The organism is Macellibacteroides fermentans, from assembly GCF_013409575.1.
Taxonomy (GTDB): domain Bacteria; phylum Bacteroidota; class Bacteroidia; order Bacteroidales; family Tannerellaceae; genus Macellibacteroides; species Macellibacteroides fermentans.
In genome coordinates, this window is record NZ_JACCCY010000001.1 from 138,622 (window position 1) to 157,572 (window position 18,951).

Annotated in this window: 17 protein-coding genes; 7 read left to right on the plus strand and 10 right to left on the minus strand. The window is 37.6% G+C overall.

Features of this window, described 5'->3' with window-relative positions:
• Window positions 1-165 precede the first annotated feature (165 nt).
• From F5613_RS00520 to F5613_RS00540, 5 genes are all read right to left on the minus strand, one after another.
• Window positions 166-1,245, minus strand: a complete 1,080-nt coding sequence (locus F5613_RS00520; protein ID WP_179398272.1) for a 3-methyl-2-oxobutanoate dehydrogenase subunit VorB — start codon at window positions 1,243-1,245, stop codon at window positions 166-168.
• A 22-nt stretch (window positions 1,246-1,267) separates the two neighbouring features.
• Entirely contained in the window at window positions 1,268-1,495 is a 228-nt protein-coding gene (locus tag F5613_RS00525) for a 4Fe-4S dicluster domain-containing protein (protein ID WP_068183827.1), read from the minus strand.
• A gap of 242 nt (window positions 1,496-1,737) precedes the next feature.
• Window positions 1,738-2,640 carry a DUF368 domain-containing protein gene (locus F5613_RS00530; RefSeq protein WP_079683266.1) on the minus strand — a complete coding sequence of 301 codons (903 nt, stop codon included), beginning with the start codon at window positions 2,638-2,640 and terminating at the stop codon, window positions 1,738-1,740.
• Window positions 2,641-2,643: 3 nt separating this feature from the next.
• Complete coding sequence (locus F5613_RS00535; RefSeq protein WP_179398273.1) at window positions 2,644-4,068, minus strand: tetratricopeptide repeat protein; 1,425 nt, start codon at window positions 4,066-4,068, stop codon at window positions 2,644-2,646.
• 13 nt (window positions 4,069-4,081) lie between these two features.
• A complete protein-coding gene (locus F5613_RS00540) occupies window positions 4,082-5,782 on the minus strand; it encodes a glutamine--tRNA ligase/YqeY domain fusion protein (RefSeq protein WP_179398274.1) in 1,701 nt (566 codons plus the stop codon).
• Between the two features lie 97 nt (window positions 5,783-5,879).
• On the opposite strand from F5613_RS00540, the gene F5613_RS00545 reads away from it, so the two are divergent.
• Complete coding sequence (locus F5613_RS00545) at window positions 5,880-6,302, plus strand: PaaI family thioesterase (protein ID WP_068183813.1); 423 nt, start codon at window positions 5,880-5,882, stop codon at window positions 6,300-6,302.
• A 67-nt stretch (window positions 6,303-6,369) separates the two neighbouring features.
• Here F5613_RS00545 and F5613_RS00550 read toward each other — a convergent pair whose 3' ends face one another.
• The gene (locus tag F5613_RS00550) at window positions 6,370-8,109 is read right to left on the minus strand and encodes an SGNH/GDSL hydrolase family protein (protein ID WP_179398275.1); all 1,740 of its coding nucleotides are present in this window, start codon (window positions 8,107-8,109) and stop codon (window positions 6,370-6,372) included.
• 110 nt (window positions 8,110-8,219) lie between these two features.
• On the opposite strand from F5613_RS00550, the gene F5613_RS00555 reads away from it, so the two are divergent.
• The 6 genes from F5613_RS00555 (at window position 8,220) to F5613_RS00580 (ending at window position 15,214) form a co-directional block, all read left to right on the plus strand.
• Window positions 8,220-10,211 (plus strand): glycoside hydrolase family 97 protein, encoded by a 1,992-nt coding sequence (locus F5613_RS00555; protein WP_179398276.1) that lies wholly within the window; start codon window positions 8,220-8,222, stop codon window positions 10,209-10,211.
• Between the two features lie 157 nt (window positions 10,212-10,368).
• Window positions 10,369-11,409, plus strand: coding sequence for an agmatine deiminase family protein (locus tag F5613_RS00560; RefSeq protein ID WP_079683262.1), 1,041 nt, complete (start codon window positions 10,369-10,371; stop codon window positions 11,407-11,409).
• 4 nt (window positions 11,410-11,413) lie between these two features.
• Window positions 11,414-12,295 carry a carbon-nitrogen hydrolase gene (locus F5613_RS00565; RefSeq protein WP_179398277.1) on the plus strand — a complete coding sequence of 294 codons (882 nt, stop codon included), beginning with the start codon at window positions 11,414-11,416 and terminating at the stop codon, window positions 12,293-12,295.
• Window position 12,296: 1 nt separating this feature from the next.
• A complete protein-coding gene (locus F5613_RS00570; RefSeq protein ID WP_179398278.1) occupies window positions 12,297-13,340 on the plus strand; it encodes an aminodeoxychorismate synthase component I in 1,044 nt (347 codons plus the stop codon).
• The gene (locus tag F5613_RS00575) at window positions 13,324-13,938 is read left to right on the plus strand and encodes an aminotransferase class IV (RefSeq protein ID WP_179398279.1); all 615 of its coding nucleotides are present in this window, start codon (window positions 13,324-13,326) and stop codon (window positions 13,936-13,938) included. Before F5613_RS00570 ends, F5613_RS00575 begins: the two co-directional genes overlap by 17 nt.
• Before the next feature lie 58 nt (window positions 13,939-13,996).
• Window positions 13,997-15,214, plus strand: coding sequence for an IS256 family transposase (locus F5613_RS00580; RefSeq protein WP_179398280.1), 1,218 nt, complete (start codon window positions 13,997-13,999; stop codon window positions 15,212-15,214).
• Between the two features lie 354 nt (window positions 15,215-15,568).
• Here the strand turns inward: F5613_RS00580 and F5613_RS00585 are convergent, their stop codons facing one another.
• The 4 genes from F5613_RS00585 to F5613_RS00600 form a co-directional block, all read right to left on the minus strand.
• Entirely contained in the window at window positions 15,569-16,138 is a 570-nt protein-coding gene (locus F5613_RS00585) for an ester cyclase (protein WP_179398281.1), read from the minus strand.
• 299 nt (window positions 16,139-16,437) lie between these two features.
• Entirely contained in the window at window positions 16,438-17,085 is a 648-nt protein-coding gene (locus F5613_RS00590; RefSeq protein ID WP_394353436.1) for an MgtC/SapB family protein, read from the minus strand.
• A gap of 162 nt (window positions 17,086-17,247) precedes the next feature.
• Window positions 17,248-18,159: a dihydroorotate dehydrogenase gene (locus tag F5613_RS00595; protein WP_079683258.1), complete on the minus strand. Its 912-nt coding sequence runs from the start codon at window positions 18,157-18,159 to the stop codon at window positions 17,248-17,250.
• A complete protein-coding gene (locus F5613_RS00600; RefSeq protein WP_179398283.1) occupies window positions 18,147-18,929 on the minus strand; it encodes a dihydroorotate dehydrogenase electron transfer subunit in 783 nt (260 codons plus the stop codon). Before F5613_RS00600 ends, F5613_RS00595 begins: the two co-directional genes overlap by 13 nt.
• Between the last annotated feature and the right edge of the window lie 22 nt (window positions 18,930-18,951).

An 18,951-nucleotide genomic window follows, 5' to 3' on the forward strand; every position in this document is an offset into this window, starting at 1 on the left:
AAACGCATAAAATACTGCACTAAGCGTAAACATATCGCAGCTCCGCCACAATACAAGAATACGGTTCTATCATCTACTGCAAAGTAACATACTACAGCTGCAATAGCTAGTACCATAAAAATAATGGTAAGTATTTTGTCAAGTTTGTTGTCGCGCATAATCGGTTCAGAATAATTTTTCTTTTAACGCATGTAATATCTCATCCGGAGTAAATACAATACCTCCAAGACGACCAAAGTGTTCGACCTTCACTTTGCCATTTACGGCTAAGCGTACATCTTCTACCATCTGACCGGCGTTTAGTTCAACCACCAGCATTCCTTTTACCTTTTCAGCATATTCTTTCAATATGTTTGTAGGGAAAGGCCATAGTGTAATAGGACGAAGTAATCCAAGTTTAATTCCTTGTTCCCTTGCCAATTCAACAACTTTCTGACAAATTCTGGCTGAAGATCCGAAAGCCACTAACAGATACTCTGCATCATCACACATAATTTCCTGAAAGCGAACCTCGTTTTCTTCAATTTTCTTGTATTTAGCTTGAAAACGAAGGTTGTTTTCTTCCATAACTGCGGCATCGAGTTCCAGGGAAGTGATAACATTGCGTTTACGACCTCCAACTTTTCCAAGAGTTGCCCAAGGGCATTCTTTGCGGATTTCGTCGTCAGTGCGACGGGGTTTAAATGGAGGTAGCACCACTTTTTCCATCATCTGACCAATAATACCATCGGCAAGAATCATAGCCGGATTATTATATTTGAACGCAAGGTCGAAACCTAAGCCAACAAAATCGGCCATTTCCTGAACCGAAGAAGGTGCCAGGGTTATTAAGCGGTAATCGCCATGTCCGCCACCTTTCACTGTTTGGAAATAGTCGGCCTGACTAGGTTGGATTGTTCCTAAACCAGGACCTCCACGCATAACATTCACGATAAGGCAAGGTAACTCGGCCCCTGCAATATAAGATATACCTTCTTGTTTTAAACTAATACCGGGGCTTGACGAGGATGTCATGGCTTTTTTGCCACATCCTGCACCTCCATATACCATATTAATAGCCGCAACTTCACTTTCAGCCTGTAAAACTACCATTCCTGTAGTTTCCCATGGCGCTTCGGCTGTCAAGGTTTCCAATATTTCCGATTGGGGTGTGATGGGATATCCAAAATAGCCGTCTACTCCATTACGTATTGCAGCATGAGCGATAGCTTCGTTTCCCTTCATCAATTTTACTTCTTCTGCCATATCTGTTTCAGATTGATTTCATTTATAATTTAACTCTGTATACGGTCAGACAACCGTCCGGACAAACCACCCCACAACTTGCACAACCAATGCAGTCGTCGGGAGATTTCATATACACATAATGATATCCTTTGTTGTTTACTTCGCGCGGATGCAACTCTAATACATCACAAGGACACGCAACTACACACAGATTGCATCCCTTGCATCGTTCTGTATTAACAACAACCGCTCCCTTTACCTTTGCCATATTATCACTTTTTTAAAACAATAATCTACTATGTTAAACACATTCGAGTGGGTCAAAGTTAATTATTTCTTTTAAAAACAGACCTTTATTTTCTTTCTTTTCCCAATATCACATATTTTAAATATGTAATGATTAATCAAATAAACAGCTATGAATCTGTTTATTAACCTCCTAAACAGGATATAAAAAAAGTCCTGATCAAAACACTGATCAGGACTTTTATAGATTCTATTTCGATGAAATTACTTCTTTTGAGAGATTTTTTCCAATACATAAACAAGTATAAAGCCGAAAAGCATCAGTCCAATACCTTCCCACAAAAGGGTGTTCGGCAGAATATTTTCTTCAACCAATGGTTTGATGTGGCCGTGACTATCTACATAGGTTTCGACTGTTTCTTTCCATGGCCACACTTTGTTTAATGAGCCAAGCATAAAACCTGCTAATGTAGCTATTGTCGTATTATGGAATCTTCTCAATAAAAATGAGAGTACATTTGAAAAGCTTGTAATACCGATAAATGCACCGCAAATAAATACTAACATTACAACGATGTCGAGAGATTTGACAGCACTCATGATATAGAAATACTTGCCAAGCAGAACCAGTATAAAGCTTCCTGAGATTCCGGGCAATATCATGGCGCAGATAGCAATAGCACCGCATAAAAATATAAAGAACAGATTGTTAGGTGTTTCGGTAGGGGTGGCAACTGTAATAAAGTAGGCACCCACTGTTCCGATAACAAAGAACAAATAAGTCTTCCAATCCCATTGTGTAATGGTCTTTGCCACAAAATAAGTGGAACTTAACACAAGTCCAAAGAAAAATGCCCAAACTAACACGGGTTCATTTTCAAGTAAATATGTGATAAGTTTTGCCAATGAAAAGATACTTATCGCGATTCCACTAACCAACGCAAGTAGAAAATTCGCATTTATCGCTTTCCAGAATTCGGCTATCCGTAATGAAAACAGTAATTTTAAGTTTGTAGGATTTATACTTTTAATAGAGTTGATAAGCTCTTCATAGATTCCTACTATAAATGCTACTGTTCCTCCGGATACACCGGGAACTACATCGGCTGCTCCCATGGCTATGCCTTTGAGCATCAACATTCCATAATCTTTGATACCTCTTTTCATAGATTAATTGTAGTTGTTTATATTCTTTATTAATATACTGCTAAGATCTTTGCTCCTTGGCATAATTTTATCATGCACCGGATTAAAATGTATATGATTTATCTTTGAAAGTACTGTCAATCTATCTTTCGGCAACAAAGATATCTGATTTAAGAATCTATCTTTATTACCTGTTTCAAGATAACATAAAGTTAATAAGGGATGAAGCAGGTAATAATCCGAATTTTCTTCTTCCAGTTCTTCCAGATATTGCAAGGCAGAACGAACCTCACCGGCTGCAAAATGAAAAAAGCCTTTTTTAAACAGCATATCCTGAAATAAATTCATATTGCCTCCAAATTCTATTTTGAGTTTTAGAATTTCTTCGGAATAATCGGTGCTATCCTCAAGATCCATTAAACTACTTACCATCATTTGAAGAAATAGGTGCATTTTATGCTGTGATCCAGTGGATGCCAGAGTTTTTAGCGCATCAATCATTTCTTCTTCTTGTGATGTGACCATACAAGTATTAAGATAGCAGCCAAGTACTGATCTCGGACAGTTTCCCTTGTACACTTCAATCAGAAATCTTGATAAAAGTTTTGCTTTTTCGTTCTGTCCCAAATAACTATAACACTGCACAATTGCTTGTTGAACAAGACTGGTGGGCTTTTCTTTATTTACTTCGAGGTTGATTTCCAGTGCCTCCTTGTAATTCTTGATTCCGGCAAGGCAAAAACCTTTAAGCATTTTGGATTCCAGACAATCTTTGCACGTGAGTGCAAAATCTAAGGCCTCGATTGCTTTGTTGAACTCTTCTATTCGAGCATAAGACGCGCCAAGCATATACCAGACATCGTAAGAATAGGGCATTTTGTCTGTAAGCTTAGTAGCCAGCTTTATTACTTCTTTATTTTTTTCGTAGTCGAAATAAATATATAAAAGAGCTAATTGAATATCATTGTTATCCGGAAATAACTTAATTGCCTTTTTTGCAAAAGTAATTCCTACCGTATAGAATTCATGATCGGCAAGGATATTTATAAACGATTCGTATACTTCTTCTAAGTATTCGTTTTTTTCTGCCTCCAAATTATCAAGATATGTGACCGCTTTGTGGTATTCCTCTAACATACAGAAACATTCCAAACGTGCCACATGAAGATCCGGATCATCAACGTGCTTTAACTCCTCGGCATACGATAATGCCGTTTCGTAATTTTCATTAATACACTCTTTTTCAATTCGTTTAATGAGTAGAGATTGGTTAAAAGGATACAGTCTTAGTCCCAAGTCCAAAATTGGAATTAAGTATTCTTTTGCTTCTTCATCACTAATACCATTCAAAAGATCCTCTATTTCTTCAGAATCGAAATAGGGATCTTTTCCTTCCGCCAAACCTGTTTTGAATTTCTCTAACAGTTGCGAAATGTTTTTTTTCATCATTAATTCTATCTAGTTATTTATCTTTCACTTTACTCCATGTATCTTTAAGTGATACTGTTCTGTTAAAAACAATCTTTTCACTATTGCTATCCGGATCTACATTAAAATAGCCCAGGCGCTGAAACTGGAAGTTATCATAAGGTTTTGCATGCTGTAACTCTGCTTCAACCCGGCAATTTGTCAAAACCTTTAACGAGTCTGGATTAAGAAGTTCAAGGAAGTCCTTTTCTTTATCTTCCGATGGATTCTCAACAGTAAATAATCGGTCATAAAGACGAACTTCTGCAGGTAAACTATGTTCGGCAGATACCCAATGCAGTGTTCCCTTAACTTTACGATTGCTTTCAGGCATTCCGCTTTTAGTCAACTCATCATACTCGGCATATATCTCTTCAATTTCTCCAGACTCATTTTTCTTACATCCGGTACATTTTACAATATAAGCATTCTTCAATCGAACTTCTTGACCGGGAGTCATACGGAAAAATTTCTTAGGAGCATCTTCCATAAAGTCTTCTCTTTCAATAAATAATTCGCGTGAGAAGGCTATTTCATGGCTTCCCTGAGTCAGATCTTCCGGATTATTAATTGCTTCCATCATTTCAACTTTCCCTTCCGGGTAGTTTGTAATGATTAATTTTACAGGATCCAATACTGCCGAAACTCTTGGAGCAGTAGCATTCAGATCTTCTCTGACTGCATGTTCCAATAGTGCTACATCGATAATACCATCGTATTTTGTATAGCCGATCTTGTTGATAAAGCTACGGATAGAAGAGGGGGTGAATCCTCTGCGTCTAAAACCGCATATGGTAGGCATTCGTGGATCATCCCATCCATTTACACGTCCTTCTTTAACCAATTGCAGCAACTTACGTTTACTCATTACTGTATAGGTAAGATTCAGTCGGTTAAATTCGATCTGACGTGGACGGTAATCGTCGTCTTTCTTAAGCAAATCAATAAAATAATCATATAAAGGACGGTGAACCTCAAATTCTAATGTACACAATGAATGAGTCACTCCTTCAAAATAATCACTTTCACCATGTGCAAAATCATACATAGGATAAGCTTTCCACGCTGTGCCGGTACGATGGTGCGGGTGTTTTATGATACGATATATGATAGGATCGCGGAAGTGCATGTTGCTTGAAGCCATATCGATTTTGGCACGTAATACCATGCTGCCTTCTTCAAAGTCACCTTGATTCATACGATTAAACAAATCAAGACTTTCTTCTACCGGGCGATCGCGAAAAGGACTGTTTGTTCCCGGTTGGGTAGGAGTTCCTTTCTGTTGAGCGATAATTTCTGCACTTTGTTCGTCCACATAGGCTTTGCCTTCCTTAATGAGACGAACTGCAAAATCCCATAATTGAGGAAAATAATCTGAAGCGTAATATACATTTTCCCAATGAAAGCCAAGCCATTTGATGTCTTCCATGATTGAGTCTACATACTCAACATCCTCCTTTACCGGATTGGTATCGTCAAAACGCAGGTTGCAAATCCCGTTATAACGTTCGGCAATTCCAAAGTCCAGACAAATCGCTTTGGCATGACCGATATGCAGGTAACCGTTGGGCTCCGGCGGAAAACGGGTTTGAATTCTTTTGCCGTTCTTTCCAGCAGCCAAATCACTCTCTACGAAAGCCTCTATAAAGTTAAGACTCTTTTTTCCTTCTTCCTCTTTAATATTGATCTCGCTCATATGTTACAAAGTATAATACGATGTTATTTTAATTTTTAAACGACAAAGATAGGGCTTTCTTCGCAGTATTAACTAATTTTGCGGGCAAAAAGAATATATGGACGCCGAGATAAAATCAAAGTTGATCAATCGTGTGAAAGAAAATCCTTATTTAAATCATCTGGGTATAGAATTTACAAGTATTGAAGAAGGCAAGGTTGAAGCTAAAATGCCATTAGCAGCAGAACATAAACAATATAGTGGAGTGATACACGGTGGGGTGGTAGCTGCACTGGCCGATACTATAGCCGGTTTTGCAGCTTATACAGTAACTCCGGTAAATTTGGATGTACTAACGGCAGAGCTTAAAGTTTCCTTTCTAAGGGGGGCATGGGGAAATGAACTTATTGCCAAAGGAATCTTAATTAAAGCTGGTAGAAGAGTTCATTTCAGTGAATGTGAAATATATTGTGATGATGTAATGGTTGCCAAGGCTTCGGGTACATTTTGCATTGTAAACGAATACATCAAACCTGATTAATTTTAGAAAATAAATCTCAGATTTGATGTGTTTTATGTTAAGTAATAATGGGTAAAAAGACTTTCCTCTATTCGGTAATCTTTTTACCTATTATTTTGTAACCCTCGGCATTTGGATGTAAGCCGTCTCCAAAGAGTGACTCATTAATTTGTCCATTGGAAAGAAGCAGGTCTTTGTTCACATTTTTATATATTAAACCCTGTTTCTTTGCTAATTTACTAATCTCTTTGTTGATTGACGCAACTCTTTTTTCCATACCTCTTCGAGGTAAAATACCTAGTACTGTAACTGTTGCTTCGGGCTGACGCTGACGGATTGCCTTGTAAAGAAAGTCCAATCCTGCCAAAATCTCTTTATCACTATTCACTCCAAAATTATTCGTCCCGATTTTAATAAGAATTCGGTCGGCCTTATATCCATCAAGCTCACCATGGTATACACGCCATAATACATTTTCAATCCGGTCCCATCCATAGCCAAAGTTACGGAAGCCAAGTGGCTCCATATATGCTTCCCAACTATCTTTTCCCGTTGAATGCGGACCTTTGGGCTCTCCTCCCCAAAAATGCATGATTGAATTGCCAAATACAACGGCTTTCGGAGGATTTGCTTTATTCATTTGAAGGATTTCGCGGTGACGTTTGAGCCATTCATAGTTTCCTGGTTCTCTACGTTGAGTAACCGGGCAGGTCGTTGTGAGGTTTCCTTTGGGCATTTTTAAAATTTCACGTATTTTTTTATTGTACGCATCAGCATAAAATTGCATTCCTAAATCTGAAGGATGTACATAATCAACCCAACTGTCCATCGAAAAATTCAATTCTTCGTTAGAAAGATACCACAAATCTTTAACCCCTTCTGCTATTAAGCTTTCGTAGGCTTTTCGAGAAGCTTTATTAGGAATTGTATAATCTCTCAGGCGGGTTGTATCTAAGCCAGCATTGCTATAACCTGCATGCTCGGTCAACAAAATAGGAGTGTTGTGCTTAGATCGGATTTGCTTTACGGCATCTACAACCTTTTTAAAAACATCCTCTTCTTTATATCCGGAAAGATTGGGTAAACAATCTAGAATATATAGTTGTGCATCCAGTTCATTAATATAGTTTATCACCTCCTTTTCTAATTTGCCATTTCCCGAAAATCCAAGGTTAATCACAGGTAAATCCAACGAACGTGATACTATATTTGTCCACGCCATGCCAGGACGGGTTGCACAAGCTCCCTGAGTTATGGAGGTGCCATAGGCCACTATGGGTAATTCTTCTCGTAAAGGAATGAATTCTAAATCTGCATTTTCCGGAATTCCAATCTCTAACCACTTAACAGATGTATAAGTTGGTAAATAAAGGCGATATTCGAAACCCAAGTTATGATATTTGTCTTTTGCATCAATTTTGTAATTGAAAGAGATCGTATCTCCCCACTTATAGCTGCCGGAAGCTAACTTCAGATTTCCATCACTGTCTATTGCATAAAGATCTATTCCGGAAACGCCTGTATTAGGCATGTGAGGCATAGAATAAGATCCTTCCACCTTGTAGCGAATGGTAATATTATTTGCATTTGAATAGAAGTGAATGGCAAGACCTGCCGAATTGCGTGATAAGTTCCATACAGGTTCTCTCACTTCATTTTTTGCTCTTTGGGGTAGCCTGGCATAGGAATTACCAATTTCTTTTGTCCATCCTTGGTTCTGAACAACCGGATAATCCGTATTCATCGGATTAAACCATTTTTGCTGTGCATTTGCCGGTAACAGAAACAGACAAAGCATAAATAAACTTGTAATCTTTAAATTTAACATAGTATTTAATTGAAATTTGATACAAAACTGACAAAGATAATACATTTTTAAAAACTAAAAATTTGTAAAAGCTCTTATCTTTGCAGGATTAATTATAAAATAAAAAGACCATGAATTGTAAACTTGTATGTCTAACCTTATTTCTAGCTTATGGCCTGCAGGCTGTGGCTCAAAAAAGTTATCAGTTAGATTCTCCCGACGGTAAATTAAAAACCGTAGTTAATGTAGATAAAATTATCTCATTTTCAGTTTCGCACGAAGAAACAGAGGTACTGGCTCCATCTTCAATTTCAATGTCTCTTGAAGGAGATGAGATACTTGGCTTACATGCTAAAGTTGCTAAAGTAACTAGAAGCGCTGTCAATAAGGTTATTCCTTCTCCATTTTATAAAAAGGCGGAGGTTACCGATTCCTACAACGGAATGAGCTTGAATTTTAAAGGTAATTGGTCTATTGAATTCAGAGCTTATAATGATGGATTGGCTTATCGTTTTGTTACTAGAAAGAAAGGTGATATAGTTGTTAAATCTGAAGAGGCATCCTATAACTTCAGTAAGAATTATGAGACTTTTGCCCCATATGTTAATAGTAAAGCTCCTACTTTCGAGCAGCAGTTTTTTAATTCTTTCGAACAGCCTTATGTGAATGAACCTATTACAGAATTAAATTCGGGTAGACTTATGATCTTACCATTTCTGGTTACACTTGATAATGGTAAAAAATTATGTATTACTGAAGCTGATCTGGAAGATTTTCCCGGCATGTTTCTGAATAATTCTACAGAAAAGCCATCATTAAAGGCGGTTCATGCTCCTTATCCGAAAACAGTTGAACAGGGTGGTCATAACCGCTTGCAAATGTTGGTTAAGCAACGTGAAGACTTTATAGCTAAGACTACTGGAACAAGAACTTTCCCTTGGCGTGCATTTATTGTTTCTGAATCGGATAAGCAGCTGACTGATAATGATATGGTGTTTCGTCTTGCTTCTCCCAACCGTGCGGGAGATGTGTCTTGGGTTAAACCAGGAAAAGTTGCCTGGGATTGGTGGAATGACTGGAATATTTATGGAGTAGACTTTAAAGCAGGCATAAATAATGAAACTTACAAATACTACATTGATTTTGCATCAGCGCACGGTATTGATTATGTTATTCTGGATGAAGGGTGGTCTGTTAATTTAAAAGCAGATCTTATGCAGGTTATTCCAGAGATTGATCTTAAAGGTCTTATTGAATATGGTAAATCAAAGAATGTGGATATAATTCTTTGGGCGGGTTACTGGGCATTCCACCGAGATATGGAAAAAGTGGTTAAGCATTATGCCGAAATGGGAGTAAAAGGTTTTAAAGTAGACTTTATGGATCGTGACGACCAGCAGATGGTAAATTTCTTATACGAAGCTGCCCGGATTTGTGCAAAATATAAAATGATGGTGGATTTTCATGGTGTGTTTAAGCCAACAGGTTTAAATAGAACGTATCCGAACGTAATCAATTACGAAGGAGTAAACGGTCTGGAGCAATTAAAATGGTCACCGGAATCTTATGATATGGTTACTTACGATGTTACTATTCCATTCATTCGTATGATTGCTGGTCCAATGGATTACACGCAAGGGGCGATGCGAAATGCTGCAAGAGGTAGCTATCGACCTATTAATTCGGAGCCGATGAGCCAGGGAACCCGCTGCCGGCAGCTGGCGACCTATGTTATTTTTGAATCACCGTTTAACATGTTATGCGACAATCCTTCTAATTATATGCGCGAAGAAGAGTGTACGGAATTCATCGCTTCAGTTCCAACTGTTTGGGATCAAACCATGTCTCTGGATGGTAAAGTCTCAGAATATGTTGCTATTGCAAGAAGAAATGGAGCCGATTGGTATGTTGGGGCACTCACAAACTGGGATTCGCGAGAATTAGAGTTGGATCTTTCTTTTTTGGGAGAAGGAACGTTTAAGGCGGAAATTTTTAAAGACGGGGTTAATGCCGACAGAGCCGGCAGGGACTACAAAAAAGAAATCATTACGATTCCAGCCAATAAAAAGCTGCAAATCAAGATGGCTCCGGGTGGAGGTTTTGCTGCGCGTATTTTCAAATAATTTTTTGTTTTGATTTGTATTGGAGGGGCAGTACTTTTTCGGAAGTGTTGCCTCTCTGTTTTTTTTGTATCTTTGCCATGCATTACGACCTGATTTCTGTTCATTGTATGGTAATAGAAATTAGGGGGAGTTTATCATAAAGAAATATTGAAGAAAGATGAAAGGAGAGAATGTAGATATACTATTTCCGGCCGAGTGGGTACCGCAAAGTGCAGTACAACTTACATGGCCACATGAGGATACCGATTGGGCTCCTATATTGGAAGAAGTTGTTCCTTGTTTTGTTTCCATTGCGCACGAAATTATTAAACGGGAGAAGCTTCTTATCGTATGTGCTGATCAGGAGATTGTAAAACAGCAGTTGGGAGATGTAGATTATAGCAAGGTGATTTTCCGTGAAATGGACACAAACGACACTTGGGCCAGAGATCATGGTGGTATTTCTGTTTTTATCGATGGCACTCCGGCGGTTTACGACTTTGTTTTTAACGGCTGGGGGATGAAGTTTGCTGCAGATAAAGATAATCTGATTACTCGAAGGTTGTTTATGTCGGATACATTTGCCGACGAAGTTTTACCTCTAAATATGCAACCATTCGTATTGGAAGGAGGTAGCCTCGAATCTGATGGAAAGGGTACATTACTAACAACGGCAGAATGTTTATTGTCTCTCAATCGCAATGAGTATTTATGCAGGGAAGAGATTGAAAATCAACTTAAAGATATTTTTGGGTTTAAGCAGGTTTTATGGCTCGAAAGTGGATATTTAGCCGGAGATGATACGGATAGTCATGTTGATACATTGGCTCGTCTTTGTAACGAGGATACTATTGCTTATGTAAAATGTGATGATGAAACTGATGAACATTTTGCAGAGCTTAAAGAGATGGAAGAGCAGCTTAAGGAGTTCCGTACGCTAGATAATAAACCATATAAACTTATTGATTTGCCAATGGCAGATAAAGTGGAATGGAATGGTGAGCGTTTGCCTGCAACATATGCTAATTTCCTTATTATCAATGGAGCAGTATTGTTGCCAACTTATAATTCTCCTAAAGATAATGAGGCCATAAGTCAGTTGAGAAAGGCTTTCCCAGACCGTGAAATTGTAGGAATTAATTGTTTACCGTTGATAAAACAACACGGATCTCTTCATTGTGTTACGATGCAATATCCAGAGGGTTTTATAAAAGAATAGAAGTATGAAATTGAAAGTAGGTTTAATTCAACAAAAAAATACAGGTAATATAGCTGATAATATCGAAAGATTGAAAGCTGGTATCTGCAGTTGTGCAAAAGATGGTGCCGAACTAATCGTTTTGCAGGAGTTACATAATGGACTCTATTTTTGTCAGACAGAAGATACTACTCTTTTTGACCTAGCAGAGTCTATTCCGGGACCTTCTACAGAAATATTTGGAGCTCTTGCAAAAGAATTAGGAGTCGTGATTGTACTCTCTTTGTTTGAAAAAAGAGCTCCTGGTTTATATCATAATACTGCAGTTGTTTTGGAACGCGACGGCAGCATTGCTGGTAAATACAGAAAAATGCATATTCCAGATGATCCTGCTTATTACGAGAAATTCTATTTTACACCAGGTGATCTAGGTTTCGAGCCGATTGATACTTCTGTTGGACGTTTGGGCGTATTGGTTTGTTGGGATCAATGGTATCCGGAAGCTGCACGCCTCATGGCCATGCGTGGTGCAGAAATGCTTATTTATCCTACAGCAATTGGATGGGAGAGTAGCGATCCTTCTGATGAAAAAGACAGACAACTTGGTGCTTGGGTTATTTCTCAACGTGCTCATGCAGTTGCAAACGGTATACCAGTAATTTCGGTGAACAGAACCGGACATGAACCTGATCCTTCGGGGCAAACAAATGGTATCCAGTTTTGGGGAAATAGTTTTGTTGCTGGTCCACAAGGTGAATTGCTTGTAAGTTTTCCGAACTTGGATGAAAAGATTCAGGTTGTGGAAATTGATAAAACAAGAAGTGAGAATGTACGCCGGTGGTGGCCATTTTTTAGAGATCGCCGCATAGATGCTTTTGGTGGATTAACAGAACGTTTCCTAAAATAAAATGAAACTTTTTACTAAACAAGAAGCGCTTGACCGTATGAACCTGCTAGGTAAATCGGGCAAGCCTTTTCTATTTATTATTGATTATGATCAGGCTGAAATCTTTATCGAAGAACCTCATCTTATCAACTCTAAAGAATGTTTATTCAATTTGAATGGCTTCACGAATGTTGATAATGCTTGTAATATAAATAGAGCAGGAGGGGAGCTGATGGGTAATTTTAATTCTGACCCAGAAAGGACAACAAAATTAGATAAAGATATAAAATGGGTGGTGAAGCCTGTGTCGTGGGAAAATTATAAACGATCATTTCAAACTGTGATCAAAAATATTAACGAAGGGAATTCGTATTTAACCAACCTTACTTGTGCTACTCTGGTAGAAACAAATCTTTCGTTGCAGGAGCTTTTTCTTCGATCGGATTCCCTGTATAAAATGTGGTTTAAAGATCGGTTTGTATTTTTTTCGCCAGAAATATTTGTTCGTATACAAAATGGCGATATTTATTCCTATCCCATGAAAGGAACAATTGATGCCTCATTACCGGATGCTGAGCATTGTATTCTGAATGATTTGAAAGAGTCTGCAGAGCATGCAACAATTGTTGATCTGATTAGAAATGATTTGAGTATTGTTGCAAAAGATGTTACAGTAAGTAAATACCGCTATTTGGATAAAATAATGACAAATAAAGGCTCTTTGCTTCAAGTAAGTTCCGAAATAAAAGGAAAACTCCCTGTTGATTATAGTGCCAAGTTGGGGGATATTCTTTTTGCCTTATTACCTGCCGGGTCAATTACAGGAGCACCTAAAAAGAAGACGCAGGCAATTATAAGTGAATCTGAAACACATAAAAGAGGATTTTATACAGGTATTGCTGGCTATTTTGATGGTGAAAGATTGGATAGTACAGTAATGATCCGTTTTATAGAACAGGCCGACGGCAAATTCTACTTCAAAAGTGGCGGAGGTATTACAGCAAAAAGTAATTTAGAGTCTGAGTATAACGAAATGATACAGAAAGTATATGTGCCACTATATTGAATCAATTTGTATAGAAAAAGGACAGATTCTGAATCTTTCCTTTCATAATAAGCGCTTTAATACTACTCGTAAAGAGTTATTTGGATCCTCCTCATTCGTCAATCTTGAAGATTTTATTAATGCTGAGACACATTTTGAGCGAACAAAATGCAGAGTAATATATGATCAAGAGATAATCGATGTTAGTTATCAACCTTATAAACTGCCGTCTATAAACTGTCTGAGTCTTGTTTTTGATAACGAAATAAATTATCAATATAAGAGCACTGATCGTAATCGGATTAATCAATTGTTCGATTTGCGTAATGATGCCGATGATATTCTAATTGTAAAGAATGGACTTGTTACAGACACAAGTTTCTGTAACATTGCATTGTGGAATGGGATGGAATGGGAGACACCTGCAAAACCACTTTTAAAAGGAACTCGTCGGGAACAATTGCTAAGCAATTTTACCATTAAAGAACGAAATATTTATTTGGAAGATATATATACGTATAATAAAATCAGACTATTTAATGCCATGATACAATTTGGAGAAATAGAACTAATGATAAATAAGTTTACATTAAAAAATACTATTCATAAAAATGCGTAGATATACTAAATAAGAGACCGTAATTTGAACTCTGTCCAAAAACAATTTACTTTGCATTATGGATAGAAACAGTCAAGAGTACCAGTTAATGCGAGACAAGGCATTAGCACAACTTCGCAGTGGTGAATCACTCACAGGAAAGGATGGCGCCTTTGGCCCCTTATTAAAAGAGTTTTTAGAAGCCGCTTTAGACGGAGAGATGTCCTCTCATCTGGATGAGTCAGAGCGTCAGATTGGCAATAAGCGTAATGGCCGAGGCAGTAAGCACGTTAAAACGATGGCCGGGGAGATTGAGATAGTGACTCCCCAGGATCGCCACAGCAGTTTTAATCCGGAGATTCTCAAGAAACGGGAGACGATTTTGGCAGATAATATGTCCTCCAAAATTATCAGTTTGTATGGAATGGGGATGAGTCTGAGAGATATTTCCACTCATATAGAGGAAATGTACGATGTGGAGATTTCACACAATACCCTTAGCGAAATAATAGACCGGATCGTTCCCAAGGTAAAAGAATGGCAAAGTCGCCCTTTGGAGAATATGTACACCATTCTATGGTTGGATGCGATGCACTATAAAGTAAAAGATGGAGGCCGAACCGAAAGCAGAGCAGTGTATAATGTATTGGCCATCAACAAAGATGGCCGTAAGGAGCTTATAGGTATGTATGTTTCCGAAAGCGAGGGAGCTAACTTCTGGTTGAGTGTTCTGACCGATCTTAAAGCACGGGGGATGAAAGATGTTTTGATTGCTTGTATTGATAATCTAACGGGGTTCGCAGAGGCCATCAGCACAATTTTCCCTCATGTGATTATACAGAGTTGTATTGTTCACCAAATCCGGAACTCATTGAAATATGTTGCCTCAAAAGATCAGAAAGAGTTTATGTCTGATTTAAAGACAATCTATCAAGCCCCTACGCTTGATCTGGCGGAATTGAATTTTGATAAACTACAAGATAAATGGGGTAAGAAATATCCTGTAGTCATGGATTCATGGAAAAGGAATTGGGACAAGCTTACATCCTATTTTGCTTATGATGAACAGATTCGAAAACTAATTTACACCACTAATGCCGTAGAAGGCTTCCATCGTCAAGTTAGAAAAGTGACCAAGACAAAGGGCGTTTTCCCTAATGACATGGCCTTGATGAAGTTGATCTACCTGGCCGTTATAAATATCTCAAAAAAATGGACACAGCCTCTTCATAATTGGGCATTGACAGCCGGTCAATTGCGGATTAAGTTCGGTGATAGAATGCCATTGGATATATAATCCATTTTTCTTCCCGGTTTTTCAAACGCAAAGAAAAGGCTGTTCCCGGTAGTGAGCAAGGGTATATAAACGGCTCGTTCCTCACCGCCCTTGCACACTACCAATAACAGCCTTAAAAAGCATTTGTAAATCCAAAAAGAAAAATTATATTTGTAGTGATTTTCCTAGAATATGAACCAGACAGAGTTTAAATTACACTCCCCTAAATAATAAAGAAAAGTCCGAAGATGTTGTTCCTCGGACTTTTTTATTTTAGTTGATCTAAACTTATTATTAATACTTCTGGTTTAGTCCCGAAAGGTTTAATAAAAGTATTAATAACAGGTTAGGAGCGAATAAGATTTAAATCTCGATTTATCTCTTTCCTTTAGTCTTATCTTCTGGTTTAACAGTTAATTGCATTCCAATTTGCTCCATAAATCCCAGGTTATCTTGTAGAATCCATGTTTCTTTAAGTTTTCCGTTGGAGAAAACCGTAATAAAAATGGCTGCTCTTGAGATTTGATTTGCTTTAGGTTTAATACCCATATATTCATTTGCTTGAACACCAAACTGGGCTATTTTAACTGCCACAGTATCACCCTGTGCTACCATATTCTCAACACTATATTTCCAGTCTGGAAATACTGCTATATCTCTTTGTATATACTGAATTAAAGAGTCGATAGTGTAGGCGTTCGGCAAACGTGGACCAGTCATCTTATATTCAGGCGCATAAAAAGTTCTCATTTTTTCGAAGTCTCTGGCATTTATAGCTTCAAAAACCTGCCTGACTGTACTTTTGTTTTGGCTTTCAAGTTCACATCGTGCCTTAAGTTGATCGTATTCTTTTTTGTCATCCTTACTAATAATGCAATTTGTTAGACTAAACGCAATTATCAGTAGTAATAAAGCACTAATAAGTTTAAATTTAACCGTTTTCATATGCACCTCCTTATAATTAAATAACTAAATTATTCAAATTCATCTAGTACACTTGTTAGGATGGTACTTGGCAAATCAACTCAATTATAAAACAAAAAATAAATTAATAAAGTTTGTTTTATTTTCTAGTTGCTTTAGAATAGTTTATATGGCTAATTTGTATATCTACGTATTTTTAAGATAGGATACATGTTATCGCAAACAGTATTAAACATAATGGTGATTATAAAATATATTGGATACATAATTATAATAAGTAAATAATCATGTTTGATATGCTAATATGTAAAAGACTTTCGTTAAGCTAATAGCTTTATTTGGGATATATAACCTAATGAGCGAATTTGGTTAAATAATTCTGTATAAGAAGATTTTGCTTTTACATTCACTTTAAACGTAATTACTGCAATATTCTTATCGTAATTTTGTTCGTAGGAAAGGCTGACAATAAATATATTCCTATTTTCAATAATACTTCGTATAGTTCGAAGATCAGGTGTTGCCGTATTGCATGTTATTGATAGAATTTTATTGACTCCATCAAGCCACATCCGCTTTTCTAAACTTTCGAGGGAAACCAGTACGATTAATGTGAAAATTGTTGTAATAATAGCTGTAATATACATTCCAGCGCCAACAGTTAGTCCAATTACAGCCATAACCCAAATACAAGCAGCTGTTGTTAAGCCGTGTACGCTGCCATGACTCTGTATAATTGCGCCTGCACCTAAAAAGCCTATTCCAGTTAAGACTTGAGCTGCTATTCTTCCAGGATCTCCATTTAGAAAGTTAGGATATGATTGTGGAATCCAAATTGAAAGAAGCATTGCTGCAGTCGAACCCATACAAATCAATGTAAAGGTTCTCATTCCTGCATCATGTCTTCTAAATTGTCTTTCAAATCCAATAATAGCACCAAGGACAAAACTAACTAACAATTTCAACATAGCAGTATACGGAGTAACTGTTAAGCTCTGTAGTAAAGTTAGCAAATCATCGATGGAATTACTGAAATTCATACGTAAAAGATTAGACGGTAAATATGTTTATTGTAATTACAAACTTAATTATTTAAGTTTGTAATTACAAATATTACATACTATTTATTATTAGACTTCAAGAGCTCCAATAATTTCTGTCACAGATTTGAAGCCATGCTTATCTAGATAATCGTTGATGCCTTCAACTGTTTTTACAGAAATTGCCGGATCAACGAAGTTATATGTTCCAATTTGAATTGCAGAAGAGCCTGCCAGCATAAATTCTACCGCATCTTTCCAGTTGGATATCCCCCCTAAGCCAATAATGGGTATTTTAACAGCATTGTAAGTTTGCCAAACCATTCTCAGTGCAATAGGTTTAACACATGGTCCGGAAAGTCCACCCGTAACTGTCGATAATATCGGTTTTCTTTTTTCGGCATCAATAGCCATTCCCAGAAGGGTATTGATAAGAGACACAGCATCGGCACCTTCGGCTTCTACGGCTCTCGCAATTTCTGTTACGTCGGTAACATTGGGCGAAAGTTTTACTATCAATGTTTTGGGGTATACTTTTCTTACGGCACGAACTACTTCTGCGGCACCTGCGCAAGTAACGCCGAAAGCCATCCCTCCGTGCTTAACGTTTGGACAAGAAATATTTAATTCAATAGCTGGAATCTTATCTAAAGCAGCAATTTTTTCGGCACATTCAACGTAAGTTTCTACGGTAGATCCACTCACATTTACAATCATGTGCGTATCAATATCCTTTATATTCGGATAGATGTTATTAGCAAAATAATCGGCACCCTTGTTTTGAAGTCCAACGGCATTAAGCATTCCGGCGGGAGTTTCTGCCATACGAGGATATGGATTGCCTTCGCGGTGTTCAATTGTTGTACCTTTAACGAATATACCTCCAATTTGAGTTAAATCTACAAAATCGGCAAACTCGATGCCATAACCAAAAGTCCCAGAGGCGGTCATCACCGGGTTTTTCAATTGCAGATTCCCTATATTTACATTTAAATTTGCCATTTTAATTTTCTAGTATTAAAGACTGGACCTTCTGTGCAAACACACACATGTCCTTCTACTGTATTTTCTACACAACAAAGGCAGGCTCCGAAGCCACAAGCCATGGTATTCTCAAGAGACACTTCACATGAAATATCTTTGCCAGCAGCATATTTTGCCACAGCTACCATCATAGGTTTCGGACCACAGGTATAAATTGTATCAAACAGCTTTGTGTTCAAAATCGAATGATTTGTTACAAATCCCTTTTCGCCTAAAGAACCATCTTCAGTAGTAATGCAAACATCGCCGAATTTTGCAAAATCGTCTAACTGCAATACATCATTCTTTGTTCTTCCTCCCAATAGGAAGATTGGATGAAAGCCTTTGGATTTTAAAACAGCACCCAAAAACAGCATTGGCGCTGTTCCAACTCCACCACCAACCAGTAGTAAATTCTTTTCTTCCTGATCCGAATCTGGAATTGTAAAACCATTACCTAAAGGCAATACAACATTCATCGTATCTCCCTGTCTGTATTCGGCCATTCGGCGGGTGCCGTCACCAATTAGTTGGACAAGCAACCATAATTCATTCCGATCTTTATCCACATAATTAACAGAAATTGGACGTCTAAGAAAGGTAGAAGATGAACCATCCACTCGAACTTCAACAAATTGTCCGGGAATCATTTCGGGAAGAGTTTCTTCTGAAGTTAGTTTCAGGAGACAATAATTTGGATGAAGGCGAACATTATCTGCAACCTTTAAATCCAGTAAATACTTCTTCATATATATATCACAATTTGGATAC

Bases quoted from the DNA above. Each gene is read 5' to 3' on its own strand.
- F5613_RS00520 (WP_179398272.1), bottom strand. From the start codon at position 1,245: ATGGCAGAAGAAGTAAAATTGATGAAGGGAAACGAAGCTATCGCTCAT.
- F5613_RS00525 (WP_068183827.1), bottom strand. From the start codon at position 1,495: ATGGCAAAGGTAAAGGGAGCGGTTGTTGTTAATACAGAACGATGCAAG.
- F5613_RS00530 (WP_079683266.1), bottom strand. From the start codon at position 2,640: ATGAAAAGAGGTATCAAAGATTATGGAATGTTGATGCTCAAAGGCATA.
- F5613_RS00535 (WP_179398273.1), bottom strand. From the start codon at position 4,068: ATGATGAAAAAAAACATTTCGCAACTGTTAGAGAAATTCAAAACAGGT.
- F5613_RS00540 (WP_179398274.1), bottom strand. From the start codon at position 5,782: ATGAGCGAGATCAATATTAAAGAGGAAGAAGGAAAAAAGAGTCTTAAC.
- F5613_RS00545 (WP_068183813.1), top strand. From the start codon at position 5,880: ATGGACGCCGAGATAAAATCAAAGTTGATCAATCGTGTGAAAGAAAAT.
- F5613_RS00550 (WP_179398275.1), bottom strand. From the start codon at position 8,109: ATGTTAAATTTAAAGATTACAAGTTTATTTATGCTTTGTCTGTTTCTG.
- F5613_RS00555 (WP_179398276.1), top strand. From the start codon at position 8,220: ATGAATTGTAAACTTGTATGTCTAACCTTATTTCTAGCTTATGGCCTG.
- F5613_RS00560 (WP_079683262.1), top strand. From the start codon at position 10,369: ATGAAAGGAGAGAATGTAGATATACTATTTCCGGCCGAGTGGGTACCG.
- F5613_RS00565 (WP_179398277.1), top strand. From the start codon at position 11,414: ATGAAATTGAAAGTAGGTTTAATTCAACAAAAAAATACAGGTAATATA.
- F5613_RS00570 (WP_179398278.1), top strand. From the start codon at position 12,297: ATGAAACTTTTTACTAAACAAGAAGCGCTTGACCGTATGAACCTGCTA.
- F5613_RS00575 (WP_179398279.1), top strand. From the start codon at position 13,324: ATGTGCCACTATATTGAATCAATTTGTATAGAAAAAGGACAGATTCTG.
- F5613_RS00580 (WP_179398280.1), top strand. From the start codon at position 13,997: ATGGATAGAAACAGTCAAGAGTACCAGTTAATGCGAGACAAGGCATTA.
- F5613_RS00585 (WP_179398281.1), bottom strand. From the start codon at position 16,138: ATGAAAACGGTTAAATTTAAACTTATTAGTGCTTTATTACTACTGATA.
- F5613_RS00590 (WP_394353436.1), bottom strand. From the start codon at position 17,085: ATGTTGAAATTGTTAGTTAGTTTTGTCCTTGGTGCTATTATTGGATTT.
- F5613_RS00595 (WP_079683258.1), bottom strand. From the start codon at position 18,159: ATGGCAAATTTAAATGTAAATATAGGGAATCTGCAATTGAAAAACCCG.
- F5613_RS00600 (WP_179398283.1), bottom strand. From the start codon at position 18,929: ATGAAGAAGTATTTACTGGATTTAAAGGTTGCAGATAATGTTCGCCTT.